Source organism: Janthinobacterium lyxosi, assembly GCF_051380665.1.
Taxonomy (GTDB): domain Bacteria; phylum Pseudomonadota; class Gammaproteobacteria; order Burkholderiales; family Burkholderiaceae_D; genus Janthinobacterium.
This window is the reverse complement of sequence record NZ_JBNYXM010000024.1, coordinates 32592-45790: the sequence shown is the minus strand read 5'-3', so window position 1 is coordinate 45790 and position 13199 is coordinate 32592. Positions and strand designations below refer to the sequence as shown.

At 64.8% G+C, this 13199-nt stretch carries 13 protein-coding genes; 4 read left to right on the top strand and 9 right to left on the bottom strand.

Going from position 1 to position 13199, the window contains the following annotated elements; all coding sequences use genetic code 11:
* Nucleotides 1-420: 420 nt before the first annotated feature.
* On the top strand, nt 421-2076 hold the full coding sequence (locus ACQ4WP_RS21865) for a methyl-accepting chemotaxis protein (protein ID WP_436524331.1): 1656 nt from the start codon (nt 421-423) through the stop codon (nt 2074-2076).
* A gap of 35 nt (nt 2077-2111) precedes the next feature.
* Here ACQ4WP_RS21865 and bamE read toward each other — a convergent pair whose 3' ends face one another.
* Genes bamE through ACQ4WP_RS21835 form a run of 6 tightly spaced genes read right to left on the bottom strand, consistent with a single transcriptional unit; the run spans nt 2112 to nt 5563 of the window.
* A complete protein-coding gene (bamE, locus tag ACQ4WP_RS21860; protein ID WP_436524329.1) occupies nt 2112-2420 on the bottom strand; it encodes an outer membrane protein assembly factor BamE domain-containing protein in 309 nt (102 codons plus the stop codon).
* Nucleotides 2417-3217 (bottom strand): hypothetical protein, encoded by an 801-nt coding sequence (locus ACQ4WP_RS21855; RefSeq protein WP_436524327.1) that lies wholly within the window; start codon nt 3215-3217, stop codon nt 2417-2419. Before ACQ4WP_RS21855 ends, bamE begins: the two co-directional genes overlap by 4 nt.
* Before the next feature lie 49 nt (nt 3218-3266).
* Nucleotides 3267-3626 (bottom strand): nucleotide pyrophosphohydrolase, encoded by a 360-nt coding sequence (locus ACQ4WP_RS21850; RefSeq protein ID WP_436524325.1) that lies wholly within the window; start codon nt 3624-3626, stop codon nt 3267-3269.
* The gene (locus ACQ4WP_RS21845; protein ID WP_436524323.1) at nt 3623-4084 is read right to left on the bottom strand and encodes a GNAT family N-acetyltransferase; all 462 of its coding nucleotides are present in this window, start codon (nt 4082-4084) and stop codon (nt 3623-3625) included. The genes ACQ4WP_RS21850 and ACQ4WP_RS21845 overlap by 4 nt, the downstream gene beginning before the upstream one ends.
* 36 nt (nt 4085-4120) lie before the next feature.
* Nucleotides 4121-5395 (bottom strand): cytochrome P450, encoded by a 1275-nt coding sequence (locus tag ACQ4WP_RS21840; RefSeq protein ID WP_436524321.1) that lies wholly within the window; start codon nt 5393-5395, stop codon nt 4121-4123.
* Nucleotides 5396-5422: 27 nt separating this feature from the next.
* Nucleotides 5423-5563 (bottom strand): hypothetical protein, encoded by a 141-nt coding sequence (locus tag ACQ4WP_RS21835; protein ID WP_436524319.1) that lies wholly within the window; start codon nt 5561-5563, stop codon nt 5423-5425.
* Nucleotides 5564-5676: 113 nt separating this feature from the next.
* Here ACQ4WP_RS21835 and ACQ4WP_RS21830 point away from each other — a divergent pair, with 113 nt between their 5' ends.
* Nucleotides 5677-6534, top strand: a complete 858-nt coding sequence (locus ACQ4WP_RS21830; protein WP_436524317.1) for a helix-turn-helix domain-containing protein — start codon at nt 5677-5679, stop codon at nt 6532-6534.
* Between the two features lie 19 nt (nt 6535-6553).
* Here ACQ4WP_RS21830 and ilvB read toward each other — a convergent pair whose 3' ends face one another.
* Nucleotides 6554-8323 carry a biosynthetic-type acetolactate synthase large subunit gene (gene ilvB / locus ACQ4WP_RS21825; RefSeq protein WP_436524315.1) on the bottom strand — a complete coding sequence of 590 codons (1770 nt, stop codon included), beginning with the start codon at nt 8321-8323 and terminating at the stop codon, nt 6554-6556.
* 99 nt (nt 8324-8422) lie between these two features.
* On the opposite strand from ilvB, the gene ACQ4WP_RS21820 reads away from it, so the two are divergent.
* A complete protein-coding gene (locus ACQ4WP_RS21820; protein ID WP_436524313.1) occupies nt 8423-8884 on the top strand; it encodes an Lrp/AsnC family transcriptional regulator in 462 nt (153 codons plus the stop codon).
* Nucleotides 8885-8988: 104 nt separating this feature from the next.
* Nucleotides 8989-11490, top strand: a complete 2502-nt coding sequence (locus ACQ4WP_RS21815; RefSeq protein ID WP_436524311.1) for a TonB-dependent receptor — start codon at nt 8989-8991, stop codon at nt 11488-11490.
* Here the strand turns inward: ACQ4WP_RS21815 and ACQ4WP_RS21810 are convergent.
* Both ACQ4WP_RS21810 and ACQ4WP_RS21805 read right to left on the bottom strand, forming a co-directional pair.
* Nucleotides 11487-12140 (bottom strand): response regulator transcription factor, encoded by a 654-nt coding sequence (locus tag ACQ4WP_RS21810; RefSeq protein WP_436524309.1) that lies wholly within the window; start codon nt 12138-12140, stop codon nt 11487-11489. The genes ACQ4WP_RS21815 and ACQ4WP_RS21810 overlap by 4 nt on opposite strands.
* Entirely contained in the window at nt 12137-13048 is a 912-nt protein-coding gene (locus ACQ4WP_RS21805; protein ID WP_436524307.1) for a histidine kinase, read from the bottom strand. The genes ACQ4WP_RS21810 and ACQ4WP_RS21805 overlap by 4 nt, the downstream gene beginning before the upstream one ends.
* Nucleotides 13049-13199 lie beyond the last annotated feature (151 nt).

Sequence of the window (13199 nt, the reverse complement as noted above, 5' to 3'; positions counted from 1 at the left end):
CCCGGCGCCTGTGTCGCGGATTGGAGACATATCCCCCACTGGCGCGTTCGCGCCAGTTTTTATTCCCCCCCCAAAGAAATGAACCTTATTGCTGCGTTACTAACGCAGATGGCTGCGCCATGTATTTTTCCTATTGGACTGGCGTTGCCATCTTTTAATCGGCGTAGGCGGCTTGTTTATCGAGCCGGATAACAATAAATAATATTTAATTAATTATCCATGCTGCATGCTATTGAAATTTTGAATTTCAATAAAATCAATCAAGTTAATTTAAAGTAAATTCTAAAGCATAAAGAAATTGACTTTTATTAAATTGTTTGACTTGCGTCACTGTCGTCGTGGCGATATCTCGCTGGTGCTTGATGTGGTATATTGTTTTTATGCTTTTGTTATGCTAGTTGAAAAAATAGAGGAGAGACGATGCGGGTCAATACACCTATCACGCAAAATGAATACGTATTAAATGAAGGCATGACGATTGTTTCCACCACGGATTTACAGGGAAACATCAATTACGCCAATCAGTATTTCATTGAAGTCAGCGGTTTTTCAGAAATGGAACTGCTGGGTGCGCCACAAAATATTCTGCGTCATCCCGATATGCCGGCCGAAGCGTTTGCCGACCTGTGGGATACCATCAAGACGGGCATGCCATGGACTGGCATGGTCAAGAACCGCTGCAAGAATGGCGATTTTTATTGGGTCTTTGCCAATATCACGCCCGTCATCGAAAATGGCCGCCCGATCGGCTACATGTCCGTGCGTACCAAGCCCACGCGCGAGCAGATCAACGAAGCGGCAGCCCTGTATAAAAGTTTCAAGGACGGCAATAGTGCCCGCCTGGCGATCCGCAATGGCCGCGTCGTGCGCCAGGGCTGGGCCGCCAAGCTGGCCGAGTGGCGCAAGCTGAGCCTGTCGCAAGACCTGGCCCTGCATTGCATCGTCTTTGGCGTGGTGCTGGCCATCCTCGGCTGCGCCGTGTGGAATATCGATGGCGATACGAGCACGGCCACGCGCAGCTGGCTTAGCGGCGTTGCCGCCGCAGCCGTCGCACTGATGCTGTATTTCTGGGCCCATCTGCACAATTCGCTGGCCGCGCCCCTGAGCGACGCCATCACGGTGGCGCGCAAGATGGCCGGTGGCGACTTGACGGGTGTCATCGACAAGGTGCGTGATGATGATATGGGTCAATTGATGGCGGCCTTGCGCCAGACCAACATCAACCTGCACAGCATCATCGGCGACGTGCGCGCCAACTTCGAGGAAATCCGCGTCACTACGGCGGAAATTGCCACGGGCAATATGGACTTGTCCAGCCGCACCGAATCGCAGGCTTCCAGCCTGGAGCAGACGGCGGCCAGCATGGAAGAACTGACGTCCACGGTGCAAAACAGCGCCGACCACGTGGCCACGGCCAACGACCTGGCGGCGCAGGCATCCACCGTCGCCGCCAAGGGCGGTACCATCGTCAGCGAAGTGGTCACCACGATGAATGAAATCAGCACGTCGTCGCGCAAGATTCTCGACATCATCGGCCTGATCGACGGCATCGCCTTCCAGACGAATATCCTCGCCTTGAACGCGGCCGTGGAAGCGGCGCGTGCGGGCGAGCATGGCCGCGGCTTCGCCGTCGTGGCCGGTGAAGTGCGCAGCCTGGCGCAGCGCTCGGCGACGGCGGCCAAGGAAGTCAAGAATTTGATCGACCATTCGATCGCCACCGTGAATGCGGGCAGCGTGCTGACCAGCAATGCGGGCGTCACCATGACGGAAGTGATCGCCTCGGTGGCCCGCGTGACGGCAGTGATGGACGAGATTTCCTCCACTACGCGCGAGCAGAACCAGGGCATCGGGCAAGTCAACCAGGCCGTCATCCACATGGATGGCATCACGCAGCAGAATGCGGCGCTGGTGGAGCAGGCTGCTGCGGCTGCCACCAGCCTGGCGCAGCGCACCGACAGCGTAGCCCAGTCGATCGGCATTTTCAAACTGAAGGCGTCGCCCAAGCGCAATGCTGGCGGTGTGGGCCGCAGCGTGGGCGCGGGCATGGCTACACGGGCCTTGCTGAAGGCAAGATAAGCATGCCACCCCTGCCAGCGCAACGCTGGCGGGGGTCACTTGCGTACCTGGTATACCTGGCCGCTGCGTACCTTCTTCACCACCCCATCTCCGCCAAACAAAATGACATATTCGCCCTGCGCGCCTGCAGCGGCCGGGTAGCTGTACATCCACACTTCATTGCCGCTGTCGAAACGGATGGACGTGCTGTCTCCCAGCGCCGCGCGCACCTGCTCGCGCGTGCTGCTGCCCGGCTGCACCGTCTGTTCCAGGATAGCGTAAGGCACTGTCTTGCTTGCCTGCAAGGCGCGCGTGCCGGAGCAGGCGGCGAGCAGCACCAGAGCGAAAACGCCAAGCCATTTCATGGCACCACCTCGTCCATATAAGTAAATTCCAGCAGGGTGTCGTCGGGCCAGCTGCTATCCCACAAGGGCGCGTAATACGTGCGGTCAAGCAAGACCTGGCAATCGCAATAGGCCAGCGAGGCGGGGGTTTGCTCGCCGCCCGCGTACAGCATCTTGAATGGTAGCGTGACCCTGCGTTCGCCATGCGCGAGGGTCACGCCGAACAGGGGACGCTCCGTGAAGAACAAATAATTGCCGTCAGGCTCGGAACACACCTTGTCGGTGCTGTAGAGCATGCTGGACAGCCAGGCGATGATTTGCGGGTCATTTGAAATCAGGCCGGAATCCATGCCGGCGCGGCATTCCAGGCGCAAGTCGCCCAGGCGCCGCGTGCCGGGCGGCAAGCCGGGCGTGATGACCTGCGCGCGCCAGCTCATGCTGGACGCCTTGCGGTTGGCGATCAGGACGGCATCCTCGCGCGCGGCTTGCGCATGGCGCACGGGGGCAAAGCTGTTGTCCTCGGTCAATGGTAACGCGATGCTGACGGTGTCGCCGGCGATGCGCAGCTGCACGCCCGTCATGTCCACGCCGGGCTGGCGCGGCAGCAAGCGAAAGCGCAACACCGCCTGCGGCGCCAGCGCACGGTCGCGCTCGAAGCGGTCCACGCCCTGCAGCATCTTGCGGTAGGATTTATCCACGGGGTCGCGCGTGGCATCCACTGTCACTTGCGGCACGGGCGCGGTTTGCGCCAGCGCAACAGCGCTGTACAGTGGGCCCGCGAGCAAGCCAGCGAGCAGCAGGGATAGAGGAATACGCATGCCTGGATGCTACGCCTTTTTAGACAGCAGCCACGCACGGATGGGGGTATCAGTACTCGCTATACTTGCGCGCGTCGCCGCGCACCTGCTGCGCCGGGTATTTCTGCGCGTTGAGCACCATCTTTTCCAGTACGGCTGCGTGCAGGTCGACTCCGCTCTTGTCGGCCAGGCGCACCAGATACATCAGCACGTCGGCCAGTTCGTGGCGGATGCCCGTGCGCTTCGCCTCGTCCAGCTCGGCATCCGCGCCCGTGGGCAGCCACTGGTAGTGTTCGGCCAGTTCCGCCACTTCCACGGACAGGGCCATGGCCAGGTTTTTCGGCGTGTGGAACTGGTCCCAGTCGCGTTCCCCGGCAAAGGCGCGCAGGCGCGCGCGGATGTCGAGCAAGCTGTCGGCGGGCGTGCTCATGCCGCCACCTGCAGCGGTTTTTCCATGAAGACACTGAACGGATCGTCGCGATAGTCGCCGTAGGGTCCGCGCTGTTGATAGCCGTGGCGCGCGTACAGGGCGATGGCTGCGGGCTGGTGGATGCCCGTTTCCAGGGTCAGCAAGCGGCAGCCGCGCGCCAGCGCCTGCTCTTCCAGCAGGGCCAGCAGGCGCCTGGCCAGGCCCAGGCCACGGCTGTCCGGGTGCACGTACATGCGCTTGACCTCGCCAAAGGCGGGCGTGACGACGATGGCGCCGCAGGCGCGCGCCGTGCCCGCCGCATCGCGGGCGACGGCAAACAGCAGGCTGTCCGGCGGCACGGACGCCAGGTCCAGCGAATACACGCATTCGGCCGGATACAGGGTCTGTTGATAGGCATCAAGCTCGGCGATGAGGGTTTGCACGTCGGCTTGCTGCGGCGATTCCAGGCGGATTGTCATGGAGAAATTCAAGTGTATGAGGTGTTCCCCATGGTATCACTGCGGCGGCGCCAGGCGCATCGTCAGGCCGATGGGCGACATCACAAAACCCATCAGTTCCTGCGCCTCGCCACCATCTGGCGTGTCGACGCCGGCGATGTCGAAGCTGCCCAGCAGCATGGCCATGGCGATCTTGATTTCCAGCAAGGCCAGATAGCGTCCGGGGCACGTGCGCAAGCCGGCGCCGAAGGGCATGGCGGCGCGCTTGTTGTTGGCCTCGCTGCTTTCCTCCAGCCAGCGCTCGGGCTTGAAGGCCTGCGCATCGGGAAAGTGCGCATCGGAGACGCTGTCATGGCGCATCACGCACCACAGCATGCTGCCGGCGGGGACGGCCACGTCGCCCACCACCGTGTCGCGCAGCGCTTCGAGCGGGATGTAGGGCGCCACCGGTTTCAAGCGCATGGCTTCGCTGGCGCAGGCGCCAAGGTAGTCGAGGCTGTCCATTTGCGCCAGGGTGAAGTGCGCCACGTCGGGCGCCAGGCGCCGCACTTCCTCGCGCGCCTTCTCCAGGGTGTGTGGATGGCGTTGCAGCAGGTAAATCATCCAGGACAGCGTGTTGGCCGTCGTGTCTTCGCCGGCCAGCAGCATGTTCAGTACATTGCCGGCCACGGCGCGGTCATCCACGCCGCTGTCGGCTTCGTCGGCGGCGGTGATCATGGCTTCGAGCAGGTTGGGCGGGCGCACGCGCCGCGCGGGATCGAGCTCCAGGCGGGCACGCGCTTGCCGCACCAGGTCGGCCACGGCCACGTCCAGCGCGGCCACGTCGCGGTCCAGGCGCCGGTCGACGGGCAGTTTGAAGTAGCGCCAGTACGGCAGCATCGACAGGCTGCGCCGCGCCACGGCGGGCAGGATCGCGTCCAGGTGGCGCTGGATCACGTCCTCGCCCGATTCGAGCGTATTGACTTCCGTGCCGAAGGCCAGGCCGGCGATGATGTCGACCGTGTAGCGTTTCAGGTCGCCATCGAGGCCGATCGCTCGGCCTTGCGTGGCGGCAAGATGCCAGCGCCGCTGCAGGCGCTGCGCCACCGTCAGCAGTGCGGGGAAATACGCCTTGATGGCGCCCGGCGCCATGCCGGCCATGACCATGCGGCGCTGGTTGCGCCACTCCGTGCCCTCGGCCAGGAACAGGCCGGGGTTGCCGCCCATTTCCTCGGACACGATATAGCTCGACAGCGGACGCCGGAAGCCGTCCGGGCGGTCGCGCAGTACGGCTGCCACGGCTTCGCTGTCGGCCACCACCAGCACCAGGGTGCGGCCGAACCAGGCGCGCACGTAGGGGCCATAGTGCCGCACCCAGCCTTACACGTCGCGGTGGATACGCGGCAGTTTCACTTGCAGCACGTTGCCGATGATGGGCAGGGCGAAAGGCCCCGGCAACTGGCGGATCTGGCGCAGTGCCGTGGCGGCGGCGGGCGCGATGGCGTGGTCGAGTGGGGGCATGGCGTACTCCTGGTGGATGGCGACAATGGCATCACTGTAGCGCGCTTGCGCGCCCGCGTCTTGAACGAATACGACATCGCGCGCAGCCGGAAATTGCCGGTACAATCGTCGCCATGCCTGCCGCCCCTACGCCCCTGACCCGCCTGATCGCGCCGCGCACCGCGCTCGCTTCCTGCGTGCGCGCCTTCCTCGTGCGCGACACCACGCGCTGCGCGCCGTTGCCGCCGGCGCAGCGCCTGAACCGTTTTCCCGCCACGCCCATGTGCTGCCTGCTGTGGACCATCGCGGGCGAGGTCGAGGCAGCGGCGCCCGGCCCCGACCTGCTGCATGTGCGCATGCCGCCCGCCCTGTTCAGCGGCCCGCGCGGCTATCCGCTGGTCAGCTACAACCCCGGCCCCGTGCACTCGTTCATGGTGATGCTGTATCCGGCCGCCCTGCATGCGCTGACGGGCATCGACATGGCCGTCCTGTTCGACCAGGTGCGCCCGCTCGAACCGCTGTTCGACGCCGACTGGCTGGCGCTGTCCGATGCCGTGCTGGCCGCATCCGACGACGCGGCGCGCATCGCGCTGGTGGAAGCGTTCCTGGCGCCGCGCTGGGCGGTGGCGCGCAAAAGCGGCGACCATCCGGCCGGCGCCATACAGGACTGGGTGCGCCGCCTGGGCGTGCAGGCGGCATCGACGGGCCTGGCCAGCGGCGTGCGTAATATCGAGCGCCGCATCAAGGCCTGGGCCGGCCAGCCCATGCGCACCCTGCGCCGCATGCGCCGCGCGGAACAGTCGTTTCTCGACGCGCGCGAGGCCATGCTACAAGGCAATGCTTCATGGAGCGATATCGCCGCAGAGGGCGGTTACGCCGACCAGGCCCACCTGTGCCGCGAGGTGCGCGCCATCACGGGCTTGAGCCCCACCGAACTGGCGCGTGCCAGCCGCGATGATGAAAGTTACTGGGTTTACCGAATATGGGCTTGACGCTGCGGGGTTACCGGTTTTATGCACCGGGTTCCTGAAATACCACGCCTTTCGCCAACGTGACTTCATGATGCCCCGCGCCGGGGGCCATCATGGGGAAGCAGTTTTCCTCGCCATGCACGCGCACGTCGAGGAAGTAGGGGCCTTCGGATGCCAGGCAGGCTGCCAGCGCCGCATCGAGTTCCTCGCGCCGGCTTACCGTGTGCGCCTGCCAGCCAAACGCCCGCGCCAGGGCGACGAAATCGGGCAGCGCTTCCGTGTAGCTGTGGCTGTAGCGCCCGTCGTGTATCAGCTCCTGCCACTGGCGCACCATGCCCATGTAGCCATTGTTCGACAACACCACTTTGACGGGCAGACGGTGCTGCGTGGCGGTCGCCAATTCCTGGATATTCATCAAAATCGAAGCATCGCCGCTGACGCACACCACGCACTTGCCAGGATGGGCGATTTGCGCGCCGATGGCGGCCGGCAAGCCATAGCCCATGGTGCCGGCGCCGCCCGAGGTCAGCCAGCGGCGCGGCTGCTCGAAGCGCAAGTGCTGCGCCGCCCACATCTGGTGCTGGCCCACGTCGGTGGACACGATGGCGTCCTGTCCCTCCAGCGCCGCCTGCAGCCGGCGCATCAGCGCCTGTGGCGCGATGACGTCGGGCGTGTCGACAAACGCCAGCGAGTCCTGTGCGCGCCAGCCATCGATGCGCCGCCACCACGGCTGGCGGTCCGCCAGCAATCGTCCGCGCAGCTGCGCCAGCAAGGTAGTTAGCAATGCGGCCAGCACGGGCGCGCAGTCGCCGCGCAGGGCCACGTCGGCGCGCACCACCTTGCCGATCGAGGCCGGGTCGATATCGATGTGGATGATTTTCGCGCCGGGGCAGAAAGCGTCCAGCCGCCCCGTCACCCGGTCGTCGAAGCGGGCGCCGACGCAGACGATCAGATCCGCGTGGTGCATGGCCAGGTTCGCTTCCAGGGTGCCGTGCATGCCGAGCATGCCGAGGAAGGCCGGGTGCGAGGCGGGAAAGGCGCCCAGGCCCAGCAGGGTCAAGGTGCAGGGCGCGGCCGCCAGCTTTACCAGTTGCAGGAAGGCGGCGCAGGCATCCAGGCCGGAATTGATGAGGCCTCCGCCGCCATAGAATACGGGCTGGCGCGCGGAGGCGATCAGGCTGGCGGCATGTTCGAGGTCGGCGCTGCCGGGCAGGGGGGCGCTGGCCGGCATACTGGGGGCAAGCGTCGCCGTTTCCTTGACCAGCGCCAGCTGCAAGTCTTTGGGGAAATCGACCAGCACGGGGCCGGGCCGGCCTTGCGTGGCCTGCGCGTACGCTGCCTGCACCACGGCCGCCGTTTCCTCTGCCGTGCGGATTTGCCGGTTCCACTTGGTGACGGGGCGCGAAATGCCCAGCGCGTCGCATTCCTGGAAGGCGTTCGTGCCGATACTGGTGGTGGCCACCTGGCCGCTGATGCAGATGAGGGGAATCGAATCGCATAGGGCGTCGAGCAAGCCCGTGGTGGTATTGCTCATGCCGGGGCCTGAGGTGACGAAGACCACGCCGGGCCGACCCGTGCTGCGCGCATACCCTTCGGCCGCGTGTACGGCTGCCTGTTCGTGGCGCACCAGCACGTGGCGCAATCGGGGCTGCGCGTGCAGCGCGTCGTACAGGGGCAGCACGGCGCCGCCCGGATAACCAAAGACGGTGTCGACGCCCAGCGCCAGCAGGGTGTCGATGAGGACGCTGGCGCCGTTGCGCGGCGCAAGATCGTGGGCGGGAGCGAGGAGGGGGGCGGGATCGGGTTTCATGGGTCTATTTTCTGCTTGCCCCGGCAGAAAAGGCTGCTGGTTTTCTCGTATAGAATACAATATTCAGAAAAATTTGCTGTGAAATAAGGATATGACAGAATGAAGCTGGATAAATTCGACCTCGCCATCCTGACGGCCCTGCAGCAGGATGCCCGCATCAGCCTGCACAAGCTGAGCGCCAAGGTAGGCCTGACCTCGTCGCCATGCTGGGCGCGCATCAAGCGCATGGAAGACGATGGCGTTATCGAGGGCTACACGGTGAACGTCAACGCGGCCAAGGTGGGGCTGGCCGACACCGTCATCGTGCAAGTGACGCTGGACGACCATTCCGACCAGGCCCTGTTCGAGTTCGGCCACGCGCTGGCCATGATTCCGGAAGTGCTGGAAGCGTTTCTCGTCTCGGGCGACTACGATTATTACCTGCGCATTGCGGTCAGCGACACGCGCGACTATGAACGCCTGCTGCGCGAGCGTTTATACAAAATTCCCGGTATCCGCCACAGCAAATCCAGTTTCGTGTTGCGCCAGCTGAAGCAGAGCTACTTGCCGCTGCAGCGCTGACTTTGTTACCGCTTCCCTGCACGGCGGGAATTTTTCCCTAGTTCATCCCTGGTGGCTGTCCGATACTGGACGCAATAAAAACCACTATAAAAACGGGGATACGCATGAAACTGACTTTATTCGCCGCCGCCGCCATGGCGCTGTGCCAGGCGCAGGCCGCCGACCTTGCCGGCGATGCCAGCCCGGCCACCAGCCTGGTCACCTCGGGCGACTTGCCCACCGTCATCATCACGGGCAGCATGCCGCTGCCCACCGTGGAGCAGCCGCGCGATGCGCTCGCCGCGCCCGTGCAGACGGCCAGCGCGCAGCAGATTGCCCGCAGCGGCGCGCTCGATATCTCGGCTTTTTTGCGCCGCAACCTGGGCAGCGTGGTTGTGAACGAAGTGCAGAACAATCCGTTCCAGCCCGACGTCAGCTACCGCGGCTATACGGCGTCGCCCTTGCTGGGCACGCCGCAGGGTCTGTCCGTCTACCTCGACGGCATGCGCTTGAACCAGCCGTTTGGCGACGTCGTCAGCTGGGACTTGATCCCGCGCATGGCGATAGCCTCGCTGACCCTGATGCCAGGCTCGAATCCGCTGTTCGGCTTGAACACCCTGGGTGGCGCGCTGGCCCTGCAAACGAAGGATGGCAGGAGCAGCCCCGGCACCGCCATCGAGGCGCGCCTGGGTTCGCACCAGCGACGCGCCGTCGAAGTCGAGCATGGCGGCAGCAATGCGCAAGGCTGGCACTGGTATGTGACGGGCAACCGTTTCAAGGAAGACGGCTGGCGCGACGATACACCGTCCGACGTGCGCCAGGTGTTTGGCAAGCTGGGCTGGAGCGATGCGCGCACCGACATTGCCGCCACCGTGGCCCACGCGGACAATGCGCTGACGGGCAACGGCTTGCAGGAGCAGCGCCTGCTGGCGCGCGATTACCGCAGCGTCTACACCAAGCCCGACTTGACGCAGAACAGGTCGACCCTGCTGAACCTGACGGGCAAGCACCAGGCCGGCGAGGCCTTGCTGTTGTCCGGCAATGTGTACTACCGCAAGATCGACACGCACACGTTTAACGGCGACCTGAACGACGAGTCGCTCGACCAGTCCGTCTACCAGCCCGGCGCGGCCGAGCGGGCGGCGCTGGCGGCGGCCGGCTACACGGGCTTTCCCGCCAGCGGGGCGAATGCAGGCAATACGCCGTTTCCGAAGTGGCGCTGCATCGCCAACGTGCTGTTGAACGATGAGCCGGCCGAAAAATGCAACGGCATGATCAACCGCAGCCATACGCAGCAGGAAAACTATGGGCTCTCCGGCCAGTTCACCGTGCTGGCCGATGTGGCGGGAGCGCGCCATGCCGTCACGGCCGGCACCGCCTATGACACGAGCCACGCCACCTTCCGCCAGACCAGCCAGTTCGGCTACCTGAATCCGGACCGCAGCATCACGCCCGTCGACTTTTTTGCCGACGGCACGGAAATCGACGACGATGGCACGCCAGTGGACAACCGGGTCGACTTGAGCGGACGCATGCGCACCTGGAGCGTGTATGCGAGCGACAGCATTGCGTTCAATCAAGATTTGACCTTGACTGTTTCCGGCCGCTACAACCGCAGCACGGTGCGCAACCGCGACGCCATCACGCCCGGCGGCGGCAGTGGCTCGTTGGACGGCGACCACCGTTTCAGCCGCTTCAATCCCGCCATCGGCCTGGCCTATGCGCCGGCCGCGGGCGTGAGCGCGTATCTCGGCTACAACGAAGGCAGCCGCACGCCGACGGCCATCGAACTCGGTTGCGCCGACCCGGAAAATCCTTGCCGCCTGCCCAACGCCATGGCGGGCGACCCGCCCTTGAAACAGGTGGTGACGAAGACGTGGGAAGCGGGCGTGCGCGGCAAGCTCGCCAATGTGGCCCGCTGGAGCGCGGGCGTGTTCCGCGCGGAAAACCACGACGATATCCTGTTCGTGGCCGACAATCAGGCCGGTTTTGGCTATTTCAAGAATTTCGGCAAGACGCGCCACCAGGGCGTGGAGCTGGCAGCGGATGGCAAGGCGGGCACGCTGGACTTCGGCGTCAACTACACGTGGCTGCAGGCAACGTATCAAAGCCGGGAAACCGTGAACGGCAGCGCCAACAGCAGCAGCGACGCGGACGCGCCCGGCCTGGAAGGCAATATCGTCATCACGCCGGGCAAGCGCATTCCCCTGACACCCAGCCACATTGTGAAAGCGCACGTGGATTATCAGGGCGGACGCGAGTGGACGGTGGGCCTGGCCTTGGCGGCCGTGTCGAGCGCCTATGCGCGCGGCAATGAAAACAAGCAGCACCAGGCGGGCGGGCCAGCGTACCTGGGTTCGGGCAAGAGCGGCGGTTATGCCGTGGTAGAACTGAATGGCAAATACCAGCTGACGCCACGTCTGAGCGTATTTGCCCAGGTGAACAACCTGTTCGACCGGAAATATGCGACGGCGGCCCAGCTGGGGGCCACGGGTTTCGATGCCAACGGTAATTTTAGTGCCCGGCCGCTGCCGGCCGTGAACGGTGAATATCCGATGGTCAATGCAACGTTTTATGCGGCCGGTGCGCCGCGCAGCGTGAATGTGGGCTTGCGCTACGCGTTTTAAGGCTGAATGTGTTCGATGACGCCATTGCGCAGCGCAAGATGGACCAAAGCGGCGGGGCCGGGCACGTCGAGCTTTTCCTTGATGCAGGTCTGGTGGTTGGCCACCGTCTTGCTGCTCACGTGCAGCAGGCGGGCGCAGTCGGCGGCGCTGTGGCCTTCGGCCAGCAGGCGGAAGATTTCGAATTCTCGCTGGCTCAGGCTGTTCAAACGGTCCGCTTCCATGCGGGCCGTGCCCTGCAGCACGCCGGGCGCGCTGTGCGGGTCCAGGTAGCGCCGGCCCGCGTGGGCGGCGCGCACGGCGTCGACCAGGTGTTCCGGGTCGGCTTGCTTGCTGACGAAGCCGCAGGCGCCGCCGTCGAGCGCGCGCGCGATCAGCTGTGGCGTGTCGTGCATGCTGAACACCAGCACGCGGGCGCTAGCGTCGCGGGCGAGCAACTTGCGCAGCAATTCCAGGCCGCCGATGCCGGGCATGGACAAATCCGTCACGCAGACGTCGGGCGCGTGCTCCAGGTACAAGCCATACGCCATTTCGCCATTGCCTGCCTCGGCCACGACGGCGATCTCGCCGCCCTGTTCCAGCAAGCGCCGGTAGCCTGTGCGCACCACCGGGTGGTCATCCACCAGCATCACGCGGATCGGGCGCATGTTCATGCGGCGCTGGCCGTCAATGGCATGGCCACTTCGATGCGCAAGCCGTTGCCCAGTGCGCTGATCCAGCGGATATGGCCGCGCAGACCGGCCACTCTTTCACGCATGCCCAGCATGCCGAAACCGGCATCCTGCTGCAGATCCTGGCGCAAACCCTGGCCATTGTCTTCGATGGCCAGGTGCAGCAAGCCGTGCGCATCGGCGCGCAATTCCACCGTGGCATGGTCGGCGCCGGCGTGGCGCGCCACATTCGTCAAACCTTCCTGCACCAGGCGGTAGATGGCCGTGGCGGTGCTGTCGTCGAGATCGGCGGGGATGGCCTGCGGGGCGAAACGGCAGGCGATGCCGTGCTGCTGCGCCCAACTGTCGCACAGCGCCTGCAGGGCCGCTTCCAGGCCCAGGCTGTCGAGCACGGGCGGGCGCAGCCGGCGCAGCATCGTGCGCACCATCGCATGCAGCGCTTCGGCAGAGCGGGCGATGCTGGCGGCGCACGCCTGCACATTCGCCGGGTCGCCGGCACTTGCGCGCAGGATATAGCTGGCGGCGGCGCGGATGGCCGTGCAGTCTTGTCCCACTTCATCGTGCAGCTCGCGCGCCAGCGCGCAGCGTTCCTCTTCCTGCGCGCGCAGCAGGCGCTGCGTGAGGGCGCGGTTCTGCGCCAGCAGCAGCGCCACCTGGCGTCCGCGCCGCACGGCAAAGCCGGCCAGTGCCAGCACCAGCAGCAGCAGGCTCAGGGCCAATTCATCGAGTTGCCAGTGTTCCTGGCGCCAGAGGGCATGCGTCAGCCGTTCGGCCAGGTCCAGCCTGGTGGCCAGCAGGAAAAAAGCCGGCGCCAGCGCCCAGCACACGATGCTGCGCCAGGCCGGTCGCGTGCCTGAGCGGCCGCTGCCGGCCAGTTGGTAGTGTTCCATGATGCTGCTCCCTGAGCACGGTCGATCCCCTTGTTGTGCAAGCTTCATGCCATCGGCGCAGGGCGCGTCATGCCGGGCGGTGAGGGGGGATAAGTGTTCCAGGATGGAACAGGTGTACCGCGATGTGACGGTACGAGCATGCGGTAATCGG